The organism is Mucilaginibacter angelicae (assembly GCF_042434235.1).
Taxonomy (GTDB): Bacteria; Bacteroidota; Bacteroidia; order Sphingobacteriales; family Sphingobacteriaceae; genus Mucilaginibacter; species Mucilaginibacter angelicae.
In genome coordinates, this window is the sequence record NZ_JBHLTS010000022.1 from 739,563 (window position 1) to 756,519 (window position 16,957).

At 45.3% G+C, this 16,957-nt stretch carries 10 protein-coding genes; all 10 read right to left on the bottom strand.

Annotation, left to right across the window (positions count from 1 at the left end):
- Positions 1–113: 113 nt before the first annotated feature.
- Positions 114–2,201, bottom strand: a complete 2,088-nt coding sequence (locus tag ACFFGT_RS15230) for a CehA/McbA family metallohydrolase domain-containing protein (RefSeq protein WP_377023390.1) — start codon at positions 2,199–2,201, stop codon at positions 114–116.
- 9 nt (positions 2,202–2,210) lie between these two features.
- A complete protein-coding gene (locus ACFFGT_RS15235) occupies positions 2,211–3,221 on the bottom strand; it encodes a glycoside hydrolase family 43 protein (RefSeq protein WP_377023391.1) in 1,011 nt (336 codons plus the stop codon).
- 175 nt (positions 3,222–3,396) lie between these two features.
- Complete coding sequence (locus tag ACFFGT_RS15240) at positions 3,397–4,467, bottom strand: cellulase family glycosylhydrolase (RefSeq protein WP_377023392.1); 1,071 nt, start codon at positions 4,465–4,467, stop codon at positions 3,397–3,399.
- Positions 4,468–4,702: 235 nt separating this feature from the next.
- Positions 4,703–5,842: a sialidase family protein gene (locus ACFFGT_RS15245; protein ID WP_377023393.1), complete on the bottom strand. Its 1,140-nt coding sequence runs from the start codon at positions 5,840–5,842 to the stop codon at positions 4,703–4,705.
- A 33-nt stretch (positions 5,843–5,875) separates the two neighbouring features.
- The gene (locus tag ACFFGT_RS15250) at positions 5,876–6,901 is read right to left on the bottom strand and encodes a glycoside hydrolase family protein (RefSeq protein ID WP_377023394.1); all 1,026 of its coding nucleotides are present in this window, start codon (positions 6,899–6,901) and stop codon (positions 5,876–5,878) included.
- Positions 6,902–6,912: 11 nt separating this feature from the next.
- Positions 6,913–8,985, bottom strand: coding sequence for a beta-L-arabinofuranosidase domain-containing protein (locus tag ACFFGT_RS15255; protein WP_377023395.1), 2,073 nt, complete (start codon positions 8,983–8,985; stop codon positions 6,913–6,915).
- A gap of 11 nt (positions 8,986–8,996) precedes the next feature.
- Positions 8,997–10,838, bottom strand: a complete 1,842-nt coding sequence (locus ACFFGT_RS15260) for a glycoside hydrolase family 2 protein (RefSeq protein WP_377023396.1) — start codon at positions 10,836–10,838, stop codon at positions 8,997–8,999.
- Positions 10,839–10,926: 88 nt separating this feature from the next.
- Entirely contained in the window at positions 10,927–11,625 is a 699-nt protein-coding gene (locus tag ACFFGT_RS15265; RefSeq protein ID WP_377023397.1) for a DUF3823 domain-containing protein, read from the bottom strand.
- Between the two features lie 19 nt (positions 11,626–11,644).
- Positions 11,645–13,540: a RagB/SusD family nutrient uptake outer membrane protein gene (locus ACFFGT_RS15270; RefSeq protein WP_377023398.1), complete on the bottom strand. Its 1,896-nt coding sequence runs from the start codon at positions 13,538–13,540 to the stop codon at positions 11,645–11,647.
- Positions 13,541–13,563: 23 nt separating this feature from the next.
- Positions 13,564–16,788 carry a SusC/RagA family TonB-linked outer membrane protein gene (locus tag ACFFGT_RS15275; protein ID WP_377023399.1) on the bottom strand — a complete coding sequence of 1,075 codons (3,225 nt, stop codon included), beginning with the start codon at positions 16,786–16,788 and terminating at the stop codon, positions 13,564–13,566.
- Between the last annotated feature and the right edge of the window lie 169 nt (positions 16,789–16,957).

Consider the following 16,957-nt stretch of genomic DNA (forward strand, 5'->3'; position numbering starts at 1 on the left):
TGTCATTGCTGTAAGGGGGAACGACGAAGCAATCACGTAGCTATGCAAATCGGCTATGCATTGGCTACGAGATTGCCACGCTACGCTCGCAATGACATATTGTATTTGATTCTTTACCTAAACCAAACAGTTTGTGTAAAAGCACCATCCACAGCAGCATCCCAAACTTCCAAACGTACCCATTTGCGGCCTTTCAGGTTCAACACCTTGTTGAATGTTTTTGTGCCGAAGGCTTGCGTTGAGGTGAGATCAATCTGCTCACGGTAAACCTTCTTCCCATCCCCTGATATGATTTCAGCAAAATTGAGCGGGAATGTCCAGCTGGTTTTAAAACTCACGGTGCATTTGCCATTGGCAGGCATGGCGATGGTTTCGCCGGAAGAATGACCGTTTACGGTGAAATCTGCTATCAAAACCTCGCCGGTGGTGGAAAAGAATTTGCCCTGCTCCAGTACATCAAGTACCGGCTGCCAGCCGTTTTTATATTGCGGCTGTTTGGCAAGTTTCAGGTAGTTTACATTAAGGTGGGCGTATATTTCATTTTCAGGTTCAATGCTGAACAGATCGGCTTCAGAAAGCACCTTCTTTTTCAGGCCCCAGTTATTCATATCATCCATCAGGTCAAGCACACGCTTGCCTAAACGGGGCTGGGATAAATCGGCAGGCATCGCTTTCCAGGCAGCACCTAAAAACCTATCCGACAGGTAAAAATCTTCTTTCTTATAAGCATCCGGAAAACCGGTAGAGCCCTTGGTACGAGCATGCGCCGTCCAGGCTAACCCTTTTTCGGCTTTGAGCAGGTTCAGCATATCAGCTTTATCACCAATATGATAAATCTTATCATGCTCGGCATCTGTACTTTCAAATGGCGTACCCGCTTTGCGCGACATGATCCAATAAACAGGCTTCGGAAAAAACGCCAGCCAGTGCCCGCCGAAAAACTCGTTAGGTTCCTCGCCCGGTAACAGTAAAAAATTGCTGTCCGATAAACGGCTACACTGGTCGAACAGCGCTTTCAATTCTTTAAGGCGTTGCTCATCCGGCCCTTTGGGATGGGCGGTGTAATGAAACTCAGCCAAATGAACAATATTGATACCCTGCCTTTTCAGCACCTTCACAAACGAGGGACTATCAGGCACAGGTTTACCAGCCAATACAACGCTCATGATAAACTCGTTATGAAAATGGCTCGCCATGGTTTTATAGCCGGGCAGTGGTTTGTAACTGTCATCATGGGTAAATTGCTTCACCTTATCCAGTAAAGCCCCTGCTCCATCGGTACCCAGCAGACAGAAGAAATTGAGGCGTTGTTTGGTTCCGGGGGGCGCATTAAACCAGGGGACATAACGCTTATCGCCCTGCAGTTCCTGCCTGATACCCATGCCATAACCCGGAAGCAGGTTGCAGTAATTATCGCCATACCATACAAATTTGAGGTTAAAGGCTTCATCCAAAGGGTAAAAATACTGGTGCGGTGCGGGGAATATAGCAATGCCCGCTTTATCATTTGTGCCGATAATGGTACGGTATTTTACAGCAAGGTTTTTAGCAGTGTCAGGCTTGCTGATCTCATCTGTTTGCAGGTGTTCATAAACATCGCTGTAATTGATTGCTTTAACCGGCCGACTTTTTGCAACCAAACCGGCATCATACAAAATAGCGGTTGAATCCATTTGGGTTGAGATCACTGCTGCCACGTTAAATAAAGGTTGCCCATTATAAAGCGTGATCTCCAGGTCGCCTTTAAAATTGGGGGCTTCCAATCCTGGTATAGTAATTATAGTGCGTGAGCCTTTATTATTAACACTAATGGTCTTTTTATGAAAATCGATCTTGTACGAGTGGTGAGGTTTCAGCGGTACTTTATCAAAAAAGATGTTCCAGCCATTTTGGGAGATCAGATCGCGCTTACCTTCGGTAAGGATAAACTGCGGGTCGACGTTTTCAATTACCTTTTGATATATCTCCCCTTTGCCTACTTGCACGCTACTGAAGAGCGGCTCACTATCCTTCAAATTTAAAACGAGCCTGCCATTGCGGTTATCCCCTGCCGGCCAGGTTACTGTTACATTCGTGGTATTTGTATTTAGGCTTACCCCGGCTGCCGGTTTAAAGTTTTTATCGCTTATAACCTGTGCATCGGCTTTACAAGCAAATGCTATCAATCCGTAAAATACAAGGTATTTGATCTGGTAAATCATTGCGCTCCTTTATTTAGTTACAACCGGCCAGCCATTTTCGTATTGAATGGAGCTGATACACATTACCCTGCCTTTTTCCTTATGGGCTATTTCGATGGCATGATAGGCTATGAATTTGTTCCCCTTTTCATCAGTAAAAATAGAATTATGGCCGGGTGCTGTATAAACGGCATCTTTAATCAGGATAGCACTATTCAGCGTTTGATTACTCTCCCCCAATCTTACAAACGGACCAAGCGGATTGCTGGCCTTAGCAATCATCACAGCATAGTTAGCCCCGGCACCGCAGCAATTGTCGCCAGAATAATAAAGGTAATAAGTGCCATTATCATAGTCGAGCCATGAGCCTTCAACAAGACTGCTGTAGCTTTTATCCTTACCGGGAAAAACAACCGCCGCAGCTGTAGAGCCATCGGCAAAATCCGACCAGTCGTCTTTCATCTCCCGTACCCTCAATGGTTGAAAATCCGATCCCCAGTAAAGAAAATGTTTACCGCTTTTAGGATCAACAAACGCTTTGGGATCGATACATTGAAAACTTGGCCCTTTCATCAATGGCGTGCCCCTATCGGTAAACGGCCCAAGCGGGTTATCGGCATAGGCCACACCCATCCATTTACCGGTTAATTCATTAGGATCGGCAGAGAAAAGCATCACAAACTTTTTGAGTTTGGCATCAAAGAATACATCAGGCGCCCAAAAGTTTTGGGTATTGGAAGCCCAGGAAGGTTTTTGCGGCAGGGCATCGCCGGCATGAACCCAATGTTCATGATCGGTTGACCAGGCCACCTGGATATTGATCATCCGGCCATCGCCGCCGGGTGATTGCGTTGCATAGGCGTAATATTTCCCCCCGTAACTGATTACGGTTGGATCAGGAAAATCCCTGTCGAGCACAACGTGAATGAGCCCGTTATAAGGTGCCGTTTGTTTGACAGGCGCCGCCTGCTGTGCATGACTGCTGCAGGCACTTAGCGTGCTGACCAGGCCCAACATCAGGTAGATCAATGTTTTTTTCACAGGTATAATTGGTTTAAACTTAAACAAAAACGTCATTGCGAGGTACAAAGCAACCCCCGATTAGCAGGTCTGCCCTGTATAGTTCGCGATTGCTTCGTACCTCGCAATGACGTTTTTATTATTCACTTTTTGCAAAATCATCTGCACATCTGAAATCTGCATATCTGCACATCCACTACCTTCCGGTCAATTTTTTGATCAGCTCAGTTTCTTCCGTTTTATAAGCGGTACCATCCTTGCGGAAAATATCATGAAACCATAATTTAGGTTCGCTGCCATCAGGTATCGGGGTATCCCAGGCGTAAATGGTATTGGTTTTACCGCTTACAAAACCCCAGTTTATTGCACCTACATTTTCTTTTTTAAGCATTGGCAAAACAGTGCTGAATAAGCTATTTCGTGGACGGGCCATATACTCGGTACAAATTAGCGGGCGACCGATCATTTTCAAAAACTGTACTGTTTTTAAATGGTCATCAACCGGCGAGTAATCATGATAGGTAACAACATCCGAATTAGCAGCCTGAAATTTATTCAGATCTTCCAATCCCCAAGACCAGATTCCGGCACTAACCGGTTGGCTTGGGTTTACCTGCCTTGCCCATTTGAAAACGCTTTTAAGCAGCGGCAAAGTTTTGTTGCCTTTGCCTGAGTTGCCTGGTTCGTTGTACAAATCCCAAAGCAAAATGCGTTTGTCATTGGCGAAACGTTTTAATACATCCTTTACATATTTTTCAAGCACCGGAGAGTTTGCCGCATTATCAGACGCCGGCTGACCCGGGTCCTGCATCCAGCCTGAATTATGGATGCCCGGTTTTGGGGCCGGTTGTTTACCTGTTTTTGGTTCTTTGTTCCAGCAATCGTCAAAAAACACAAACATGGTTTTAACGCCGTGTTTGCTTGAAATGGTTAAGTACTCATCCATGCGTTTTTTAAAACCTTCAGGATCTTGTTCCCAGGCTAAATGATGGAGGAACACGCGCATTACATTCATGCCGATCCCCTGTGCATACCCTAACTCCCTGTCAATTGTTTTAGGATCGAAAGTATCGGCCTGCCACATTTCTAACTGGTTTATGGCGGTGCTTGGGATAAAATCGGCACCTACCAGCCATTGCTGCTGCGCATACCACGTTGTTGCCTTTTGCTGCGACCATACCTGCGCCGGTGCCTTCTGCTGCGCCATTACCCTCATCCCCAACGGCATCGCCAAAGCCAGGGCCAATACTTTTAATTTTGTTTGCATGTATATTTATTTAATAGTTTAATTCTGTTTTATAAATCACCAAAGCCAATTGTCATTTCGACGAATCAGCTCGGGGCATGTGTGGCGGAGTAAGGAGAAATCTTATACACCCTGCTTTAAACTGTACATAGTTATCATGCGTGGTGTATAAGATTTCTCTTTCGCCCCAACGCTCGCCTCTCCACTGCTCTATCGAAAAGACAATTTTTTATTAAAAAGAAGAATCGCTCCTCTTTTATTTCTTCTTTACCACCCTCCCTTTTATCATCCAAACCTCCGTTTTATCCCCATAAGCATTAGTTGATGTAAGTGCGATAATGGTATCATCATCGAGCACACATAACGAATTCCAAAGCCCCTGCTTGTTAAGCGGGATGCTGAATGGCGTTGGTACACCTATAAAATCCTTAGCATCACTATTGCCTATTGCTACCTGCATACAGGATTGCTCCCAATTGTGGTTACGGTTAAGCGTGCTTTGGTATGATAATATCGTTTCGCCGCCGTGTAATTGTCTTAAATAGGGTGCGCCCGCATAAACCGTATCGGGGAGCTTTGGTGTAAGCGCGTAGGTGCGTTCAGCATCATCAGGCCCAACAGCTTTTTGCCAGTTTTGGCCGATGCTGTTACGGATGGTGGATGGCTTAAAACTCGCACCGGCATTATCCTCTATCGAAAACACGATCTCGCTTTTCCCTTTCAGGATGATGGGTACCGGCATACCATCCCGGTGACCGGGCCTGAAGGACACTATCTCGGGTTGCTTTGTCCAGCTTAAACCATTATCCTTTGACCGGAAAATGGAAATATTCTGCTCGTTTGATTTGGTATAAACACCCTCGTTTGAAAAGAACAACTGGATTTCGCCCGATGGCAGTTGAATTTGTGATGGCTCCCAGCAGCCATCATCAAAGTTGTAATGCGCTTCGTAAATCAGGCGTTCATCTGTCCATGTTTTGCCCTTATCGTAGCTTTTTTTAGTACAGATGGCAAAGTGTTTGGTGGTATCCCAACTGCCGTTAATCTTATAGGGCCTCGGATTGTATGATAACAAAAGCGAATGATCTTTAAGCTCCAATACCTCGGGCACAGCCATTTCCATACCTTTAAATGAGGCCGTAACAACCTCCGGCTTCAACCATGTTTTGCCGGCATCATTACTCGTGGTACATATAATACCAGCCCTGCTTTGATAAACACAAAGCAGGCTACCATCCTTCAACTGGATCATGCGGGCATAATTACCATCTGTCAAGCTTACCTTTTTTAAAGTAGCCTGATCCCAAACAATGGTTTTATCCTTAACGGCATTGTGTTGCCCCAGAACCATCACCGGGGCAAACACACCCATTAACCAAATGAATATCTGCCGCATAACCAATTATATTCTCTTTATTTATATTGATATTTATTGAACATCAGCAAGCCAGAAACCAAATGGCTTATCCCTGTCACATACCAGCGTTTCGCCGTCAAATTCCAGTTCGGCGGCATGGATGGATGTACGCTTGGTTGAATAGCTGTAATCACCATCTGTATCAAGCCCGCCATCTTCAAAATGCTTTTTACGGCCTGGATGGGTAAAATAAATAATGTAAGCATGTCCATCACTCACTACCACATCGGCATGTGCCCCCGTCGGCGTATCCTCCGGCCGGTGACCGGGCTTATCCAGTACCAGTCCCTGGTGTTCCCACGTTTTGGCATCCTTTGAACGGTAAACCCGCTGGCCCTGCCACTCATCGGTTATCATCCAATAATAATCTTTAAACCAAAATATCTTAGGGCCTTCGTGCGCCCTGCCTTCAATGACAGGCTTATCAGCTACTTTCCAATTCACAAGATCATTGCTTTCGGCGGTCATGGTAATGCTGCCCAGCTTTTGATCCTTATACCACATATGCCATTTACCGTCGGGCAATTTCATGAGGGTTGGGTCGATGATATTATGATCGGGCAAGTTCAGCGGACCTTCGTATTTCCAGTCCCATAGGTTTTTACTGGTATAATGTACCAGGTGTGAGTCACCGCCCCATTGGCTGTATACTCCACGGATATACACCACAAACATGTGGTAAACGCCTTTATCAAAAACCACATCGGGAGCCCAAAAAGTGTTTTGCCCGCGCTCATGCTCCAGGTTAAGCGCACCCCGGTAAGCCCAGGTATGTCCATGATCTTTTGAGGTAGCAACGCCAATAGCAGTACCATAACAAAAAGCCACTCCCGGCGATTGTACATTAGCCCGGCGCTGGGTATATAACATCGTCCATTCCTTTTCGCCCTTGTTGTAAACCAGTACCGGATCGGCGGCACCATCATAAATCGGGTCGCGGTATAGCGGCGATGGTGGCTGATTTTTAACCGCAGCATCCTGGGCTACGGCAGTTAAACCAGCCATCATCAGCAAACCGCATACTATTCCTTTTACCATCGGCGTGTTCATTATTCGGTAACCGGGAAAGCCGAAATCCTTAACCTTGCGCCGCCCATAGGTACCAGCGTAAGTGTTTTGGCAGGTTCTTCTGTTTTTACCGGGCTTTGTGGTAACACGCCGCATAAACCAGTTTCGTCAATTTTCCAACCTGGGATCTGTTTGCCTTTTGCTTTCAGCTCTATCGGGGCATTGGTATTGGTAAAGGGATTATTATCCTTTGGCCATGCACGGTGAACTATTTCTATTGATTTTTCAGGGTGCTGCTCATCTATCAGCAAGCCATAGTTCCATGGTGATGCGGCGTAGATGTTAAAAGATGGCCATTTTTGAGGATCCGCGCCTGGTTGCCAGTGCGAATCGCCCTGGGCATCTTTCAGGTTATCTCCCTTGGTATACTGCTCCTCAATTTTCAATGAATAAGTAAGCGGACCATAGCTAACGCTCACGCTGTTCTTATTCTTTGCCCATTCCTGTACTTTCAACTGCATTGGCAATTGCAGGGTTACTTTATCGCCGTTTTTCCAGCTTTTAGCCAGACGGATATAATTGCCTGTCGACGTGTTCATATTTACAGCAACACCATTAATTTTTACTGATGCGCCTTTACACCACTCTGGTATCCGCAGGTAAAGCGGAAAGTCAACTGCTTTTGGCGTGTTGACCGTAAAATTGATCTGATCCTGGAAAGGGTAATGACTTGTTTCGGTAATACTTACCGCAGTACCATTACCAACTTTTGCCTTAACCTTGCCTTCGGTATAAAGCAAAGCAGCTATGCCATTATCAGGTGTGGCCATCCAGCTGTTTTCGGCATAATATACCCAGCCAGCTGCGTGGTTATGCTGGCAGCAACGGCTGCCGAAAGGGTTCATCATTAAAAACGGCCCTTCGTTAGCTATACCCGGATGGTGATTTTTGCCATCACTTACCACCATGTTTGGAGCAGTTAAATAACGCAGTGCGCGGTAATCGGGCATAAAGGCCGCCGGGAAAGTATTGAAAGCAACATCCTCGCAATTCTCGGCCCAGAAGCGGTCGCCGGTGTTACCAAGCAGCATTTGGTCGGATGTCATTTGTTCAACCAGTCCGCAGGTTTCAACCGCCTGGCGCGGACCATCATAACCTTTGCGGGCGTTTTCATCGGCACCAAACATACCACCTGGCACCTGCCCGTAAATATTACGGATCAGCTTAAAGTCGTTGTAGGTTGCATCCAGATCTTTTTGATCATGGCTTTGCAGATAATATGTTGCCGGCTCGCGGAAACACTGGGCCACGTTAACATTGTGCCAGTTGGGCAAGTTATTGGCCTGGCGCCAGTCTGCAGTGTTTTTATCCAATTTGGTAGCCAGGTCAAGCAAAAACTTATCACCGGTGCGGTTGTACAACCAGTAAACACTCAGCATATTATCTCCGCCGCGGCTGTTTTCCCAGTAATCTTTCAAAAACTTACTATCGGGTACTGATAGCTCGTATTTGAAATATTTGGTCATGAAAGGGATTACCCTCGGATCCTTAGTGTATTCATAGTACGATTGCAGGCACCAGAGCATCGGCATGTTAGTCCACAGATCGCGGTTACCGTTATGCTCAACCGCTGGGCCAAAATCACCGTTATCACGCTGGTTATTCAGCACGGCATCTATCCAGAATTTGGTTTCGGCCATCATCTTTTTATCCTTCAGCATATAGGCTATATCGGCATAACCTTTTAGCCAGTAAGGCAACTCTTCCCAACCGTATTCGCCTTTACCCTCTTTATTAAGCCAGGCATTGTTAGTTTTTGAAAGCCATACACTGATCTCGCCAAGGTTACCGGTCAAGCCATCCCGTTGCAGCTCCATCATTTTTTTTAACCAGCCTCCGGCCTCAATGCTACCTGTAGGCAGTTTGGTAAAATATTGCCTTTGCAGCGGGGCACGGTTATTTACATAAAAAGCATTTGCGCCTTTGTTATCAACTGTTGTAACCGTGGTTGCTTTCACGCCCTGGGCGTTCACAGTTGCAAAGCCTGCACATATCATCGCCACAGAAAGACAAGCCTCCCTGCGTATCAGTTTTATACTGTTTTTTATAGTCATATGTAAAGATATTATTTCACTAACGCCGGGTTATATAGTTTGGCGTTGGCTTTTTGTAACAATTCAACAGGCATTTTAATCACTTTACGGTCATAGGTCATGAAGCCGTTCACCTCTCCCTCCACATCTGTTGTTTGTGTGTATACCGCCGCCGAAAGGCCAACTTTAATCAGCTCTTCCAACCTATCGGTAAAGGTTGAATATCTTTTAAACAGGTCGTCACCATTTTTAAAGTTTTGGTAGCCCCAGTTTTTATTGGCTTGCCAGGTATGGCCATCCACGGGCCAGCCAAGACCACCAAACTCGCCTAAAACCACCGCCTTGGTCTTGCCGAAAATTTCGGGGCGCGGCATGGCCGGGTGCGGGTAATTGTGCAGATCAACAATGTTACCGGTATCATAAAAATTGCCTCCGCTGGCGCTGTTCACCAGTCGCGACGGATCTTTTTTCATTGTCCATTCGGTAATTTCAACAGTTTTAAACTGTCCCCAGGCTTCGTTGAATGGCGTCCAAACCACAATGCACGGGTAATTGTACAATGAGTTCATGATGGCGTTCCACTCTTTGCGGTAGTAACCCTCTGATTCGGGCGTGCGCTGCTGATCGGTAGCGCGGTCAAGCACGCCGGGACGGTTTTCCCAATGGTTGCCCAAATCGCCGCTTGGCATATCCTGCCAAAGCAGCATCCCTGTTTTATCGCAATAAGCATAATAACGGGCAGGCTCAACCTTAATGTGCTTGCGGATCATGTTAAAGCCCATCGCCTTCAACTTATCAATATCAAAGCTCATGGCCTCATAAGTTGGCGGGGTGTACAAGCCATCGGGCCACCAGCCCTGATCAAGCGGGCCGTATTGAAATACGAATTTGTTGTTCAGCAGCATGCGCTGAATACCGTTAGCATCAGGACCAAGCGAAATTTTACGCATAGCGAAGTAGCTGCCCACTTCGTCAATAGATTTGTTACTGCGGATAACAGCAACTTTCAGATCGTATAAAAACGGATCGGTAGTTGACCATAAGTGCTGATCCTTGATATCCAGTACGGCGGTTTCGCCGGCATCAATTGTTTTTTCGGATACGAGGGTTTTGCCATCCCAGGCACTGATCTTCAGCTTATCGCCTGGCTGGCTATTGGTAACTTCGGCTGAAACCGAAAGTGTGTGATCGTCAATGTTGGGGGTTTGTCTGGTGGCTTCGATGTGCGTTTTAGCTACACCTTCCAGCCAAACAGTTTGCCAGATACCGGTAACCGGTGTGTACCAGATCCCCTCGGGCTTTTTAACCTGTTTACCGCGTGGCTGAGGACCGTCATCTGTCGGGTCCCACACGCTTACGGTAATTTCCTGTTTTGAACCGCCTTTTAAGTAAGGGGTAATATCAAATGTAAAAGGATCAAAGCCGCCTTCGTGGATCCCGGCGCTTTTACCATTTACAAATACTTCGGTACGCCAGTCAACTGCACCAAAATGCAGTAGCACATCTTTACCGTTTAATGTTTTGTTTAAGCTGATGGTGGTTTTGTACCATAACATGCTATCCTTGCCAACCGTTTTACCAACTCCCGACAGTGCCGATTCAACCGCAAAAGGCACCAGGATCTTTCCTTCGTATCTGGCAGGCCCGGTTGCTGCTTTGGGCACTATAGCATAGTTCCATAAACCGTTTAAATTTTGCCAGTTGCCGCGTACCAATTGCGGACGGGGATATTCGGGGAGGGGCGCCTTAGGGTCAACCTTTTCGGCCCATGGGGTGGTGATCCTGTCTTTTATCAAATGCCATTCGCCTTGCTGTGCATTGGCAGATAGATAAGTAGTAATAAAAAGAGACAGGCAAAGCGATAGTTTCTTCATCAGTTAAACGGGTGGATTATTTATAACAATTAAAATTATTCAGGGGGATAAAAAGGGCCCTGCCTTGCAGCAGGGCCCGCTTAATTATTTAGTAGGTCACCTTAACCACAGGCGAGAAGATCATATCCTCTACACCGGAAATCTTGATGCCAACACGTGCAAAAACATAATTTTGCGTTGGCGAAATGCCAGGGATGTTCACACTCATGCTGATATTGTTTAAGCTGGTGATGGCAGAACCGGCAAGGTCTGTTCCTGCTATCTGATCGCCACCCGATACAAACTGGGTTTTGTTAATATACAAGCTCACCCTGTCAATATCTTTGGCATTAACATCGGTAATTACCTTTTCGATATTGAAAACGGCAGTTACAACTTTTGCTGCAGCTGTTATTTTGGCATCGCGCACCATGTAGTAAGGTGTTACCTCAATATTGAGGGTTTGGTTACCGTTAACTACAACTGCAAGGGTATCGCGTTTGTTGGGGCCAAGCTCCTTCCACATAAAAGGGCCCTGATTTGGCGGTATGGTAAACTTATAGTTACCGTTAAAAAGCAAGGTTGAATACGTGCCATCCTGTTGAAATGTACCAACAATGGGGGCTGACTTACCAAAGCCAGGCTGATATAAGTTAAAAGGCACCTGGTTATACTCAACACCAACCGGCGAGCCCTTGTAGGTTAACTGCCCGTTGAGGGTTGCCGAGGGCGCAGCGTAATTATCTTTCTTACAACCTGTGGCCGCAAGTAAAAGACCTAATATAATATGATGAAATCTTATTTTCATGATGTTAATTTATTAAAACCTATTGATTTGGTTGCCTAACAATTTTAGGGTTTGCCGCTAATACATCATCACCTATTTGTGAATAATAATTACCTAACTGAAACCTGTTTGCGCCTGTTACCGCGCTTGGCAATACCTCTTTAAAGAGCCATTTACCATTGTTGGCATTACCCGGATTGTAATATTTATATGGCCATAAGCCGTAAGGCTGCGTGTTGCGTTTGGTAGCCTTACCAATATTGCTAACCAGATCGGCAACTGTCATGTGGTTACCATCCCATACTACGTTTGCAAGTCTCCAGCGTTTCATATCAAACAGGGTATGACCTTCAAATACCAGCTCAACACGGCGTTCGTGAACTATCCTGTCAAAAGTAATCTGGGCAGGGGTTAACGGTATAGTTAAACCCGCACGGGCCCTTACCTGGTTCATATAACCTGCGGCTACCGCATTTTGCCCTAATTCAAAAGCAGCTTCGGCAGCATTCAGCAATACTTCGGCATAACGGTAGCGGATAAAGTTAACATCGCTACCACGGCCACGACGGCCAGAGCCCACAGTTGGGTCGAGATATTTACGGATATAAAAACCGGTTTGCGTTCTAAACTCTAAACCATTTACCGGGCCATCTTTACCTACAACCTGTACCGGTGTGCTGGTACCAGGCAGGGGTTTTAACTGCACAGCATCGCCGCTGGTTAAGATACTGCCATCGGCTAACTGGTAACCTGCCCATACATCGGTACGTTTGCCTTTAAATAAACCGTTTGGCAACAGTACGGTACCGGCAAGCCTTGCATCCCTGTCAGCAAAAATATCCAACTGGTTGGTGTAATAAATAGGATTACCTGAACCATCTTTGGTTGCCATTGGCGCGTAGGTATTATCCAGCTTTTCAAATGCTTCCACTAAATTTAATGAAGGGTCTAAACGGCCGGCATCCAAACCTTCGTCTGATATGGAATAGGGCTGATCGTTAGTAGTAAAGCCGTGGGTTTTACCACCGTTTGCTTTAAAATCCTCCACAAATATTGATTCAGAACTGCTTTTATCAAGGAAAAGGTTGGCAAAGTTATCGCTTGGATCAGGCAATTGTTTGTAAAGCGAATAGTTGCCTGCTGCGCCTGTTATAATAGCCTGTGCTGCGGCCAATGCTTTGGTATAGTATCCATTAGCCATGCTTGCCGGGATGCCTACCTCGCCACCAGGTAAAGTAACCTGTGGTGTAGTAGCACCATATTTAGCAATTGAACCTGCATATAATGCCGCCCGTGCTTCCATTGCTAAAATAGCGCCAGGGGTAGCCCTTGATTTTTCTTCTGGTTTTGGAGGCAGCAAGTTTTTGATTGCTTCAGCTTCACTTATAACAAAATCATAGATCTCAGATTCTTTGGCACGCGGCTTTTGTAATATTGCCACATTGCCCGAAAAATCATATTCCAACGGTTCGGTAATAAGCGGTACACCGCCCATACGTTTCACCATTTCAAAATAATAGTTAGCGCGTAAAAACCTGCCTTCGGCAATAAATTGGTTTTTATCGGCATCGGTAAGTTTAGTTGCGGCGGTAGCACGCTGTATAAACAAGTTCAGGTCGCGGACATACTTATAATCCCATGTTCCCCATTCGCCGTAGCCCCAGCCGGTTCTTTGTACAAAAAAGGAACTGCCGTTTTCTGAAGGGAAGGCTTCGCTAAAATCAACAAATGAAGCCCATCCATTATCAAGGCCCGAAAAATCGACCGTACGGTTATATAAATCTCCCAAAATAGAAAGTACCAGTGCGGGGTCTGAAAACGCCACATCGGCAGTAATCACCTGCTTGGGCGGTACATCTAAAAAGGAACTGTCTTTTCTGCACGATCCCGTTACTATCAGGAGTGCAAACATTGTTAGTATTGATATCTTTTTCATTGAAATTTAAACTTAAGGAGTAATTAAAAGGTTAAATTAACACCGAAGTTGAGGACCTTGCTCTGCGGGAACTGCAGTCCGTTATCGTCAGTAGTTTCAGGATCAACCGAGTATTGTTTAAGGTTATCAAATGAAAACATGTTGTATGCGTTAACATAAAATCTCGCCTTTCTTATCTTCACTTTTTTCAGCAACTCAGTAGGCAATGAATAGCCCAGCTCAAGCGTACGCGCACGCAGGTACCTTACGCTATGCAACCAAAAGGTGGAGTTATTTTGCCCGTTGAGCGAGTAATCGCTATGGCCAAAGCCAGGGTTTATCCTGTTTGCCGGGTATTTGCCCGGTACCCAGGCACTGTTTATATCAAACGGATCCTGACGGTGCCACCTGTCTTCAAAAATGGTGTTTAAGTTACCGTTGTTCTGGAACGCCCAGCGCGACTCATAGTTTTGGAACCAGGTATAACCCGCACCTCCCGAGAAATCGGCGTGAAAATCAAAACCTTTATAAGCTGCGCCAAACGTAAAGCCAAAGTTAATGTTAGGCTGTGTGCCGTAACCATACCCTATAGGCCGCTCATCATACTGGTCAATTTTACCATCACCGTTTTGATCCTTATACATCAGGTCCCCTGGAATTAAACTGCGGTTACCTTTTCCATCGTTGTTAATGGTGTAATTATTGATCTGATCCTGGGAAGTAAACTGCCCGATAACCTGGTAACCCCAGTCGATATGAGAATACCTGTTTTCGGTAGAGTTACGGTATTGGTCCCACGAGTTGTAAAACAATGGGTTATAAGATTGCAGGTTTTTTTGGCGCGAATACGAAAAGTTACCACCAACATTAAAATTAACCTTGCCAATAGTACTGTTGTAGGCAAGGGAAATTTCCGCACCTTGCTGTGAGTCACTGCTGGTATTTTCCTGCGGCAGGCCATAACCTACTTCAATAGGTAATATCACATCATTTTTTGTACCGATGAGGCCTGTTCTTTTACGATAAAAATAATCGACAGTACCTGATAATTTGCTGTTAAACAAGCTAAAATCGGCACCTACATCGGTTATCTTACTTTTTAACCAGGATATGTTTGTAGTAACAACACCCTTATCGGTTGAAGTTACAACTGCATTACCATCAATAATAGCGGTACCTGTATTATAGTTGTAACCCGGTAAATAAGCGTAAGGAGTAACAATTGGGTTACTTGTATTATTAGGATCACGGTCATCCCCTAACACACCATATGAAGCCCTGAATTTTAAATCGCTCAGGATACTGTTGTTACCCAGCAATTTCTTCATAAATCCTTCCTGCGTAATGCGCCAGCCCACAGATACACCGGGGAAGTAACCAACACGCTTATTAGGTGCAAAAAGGTACGATGCATCGCGCCTGGCCGAAGCCTCTAAATAGTACTTATTATCGTAGTTGTAGTTAATACGGCCAATGTAACCGATACGCGCTTCCTTGTTATCGCTATCCTGGTACTGATCGGCAGTTGGGAAATAAATAAGGGGCAGGTTATTTGAAATTGGCGAGGCATGTATCCAGTTACGTAAATGCTGAAGCTCAATACGTTCAGATACGAAAGTAGCACCAACAGTATGTTTGCCAAACGAGTTGTTATAATTAATCTGGAACTGGTATGTTTTTGCAAACTCCTTACGCTGCTCACGCTCGCGCCACGGATTTGTACTACCTCCTGTTACATCATAAGTATCAGTTGCCGGTCTGTAGGTATATGCATTGTAAGTATACTCCTGGTTATTCAGCAAATAATCGGCAATGTAATAAGAATACAAACCTTTTAAATTTAAACCTTTTACACCCGGTACCTGGTATTCGGCGCCAAAGTTGGTTTGTAATACGCGCCAATCACTATGATAAACCCCCGAAAGCTTATCATTCAGGAAAGCATAATTTGATTCTGTGTGGCCTATATCATTAAGGTATGCCGGGTTATCATTGGCGTAAGGACGCTCAAGCGGCGTATTCCTTAATACGGCAAATTTGGCAAGGAAGTAATCGTCACCACCCGGTACACCAGGGTTTTCACGCGTTTCGATACGGCCATTAATGTCCAGGCTTACTTTTAAACCATTGGCAACTTTAACCGAAACGTTCGACTGGATATTTGAACGGTTAAATTTATACTCTTTACCTAACTGCGAGTTTTGATAAAGGTTAGTTGCCGATACATAATAGTTAACCTTGTCGTTACCGCCGGTAAAATTGGCGTTAACCGAGTTCTGCGGAGCGTTATTATTACTTTTCAAAACATAATCGCGCCAGTTAAAGCTTTGGTATCCTTTTTCGGTACCGGCTTTGTATTTATCAAGCTCGGCCTGGGTAATGCTGGTTGAACCATTGGTATTCACTTCTGCATCAGCACGGTAACGCATATAATCATACGAATTGGTAAGCACGTTAGGGAACCTGTACCAGTTTTGGTAACCGGTATAGGCATCAATATTAATGCGTGCATCACCGGCTCCTTTTTTGGTAGTTACCACCACAACACCGTTAGCCGCACGCACACCATATATGGCGGCAGATGCGTCCTTCAGTACGGTGATACTTTCCACGTCGTTAGGGGCAAGGTTATTAAACTGGCCTTCATCCTGCTGGATTCCGTCAATTACATATAAAGGTGTACCCATGTTACGGATCTGGATGCTGGCGCTTGCTCCCGGCCTGCCTTCAGACATCCTGAACGTTACACCCGGAATTTTACCCGCCAAACCCGTACTTACCGTCGAACCGGCATGTACACGGTCAAGGTCTTTACTGGTAACGGTTGAAATAGCTCCCGTTAGTGATCCTTTTTTCTGTGTACCGTAACCCGTTACTACAACTTCCTGCAAAGCAGCGTTTGATGCACGGAGACGCACCCGGATTGTGGTTTGGCCGTTTAAAGGCAACTCCTGGCTTATGAAACCAATGTAAGTAAACACCAGCGTACTGTTTGCACTGGGTACACTAATAGTAAAATTACCTTTAACATCACTTGTTGTGCCTCCCTGCGTGCCCTGCACCCTGATGGCCACACCGGTAAGTGCTTCGCCGGTGGTGTCAACAACAGTACCTGTAACCTTAATTTTATTTTGCGCCGATGCACTAAATGAAAAAAGGAAAGCGGTCATGATGAAGAAAGCAATTAGTGTTACTTTTGGGCCCCACTTACTGGGCGGCCACTGCACATGAGGACATCCCCCATGCCTGAGTAGTAAAAATTTTCTCATAAATGATCTATTAATTGGTTAAGTTTTGATTTTAAAAATGTAGAATTGACATATCTAAAATCATATTGTAAAGAAAAAGGATTTTGCCCCCGGCGATTAACCAAATCATATCAATACTTAGTCGAAAAGTATCAATTTTCAGGAGGGTGAAAACGCTGCAACAGATTGG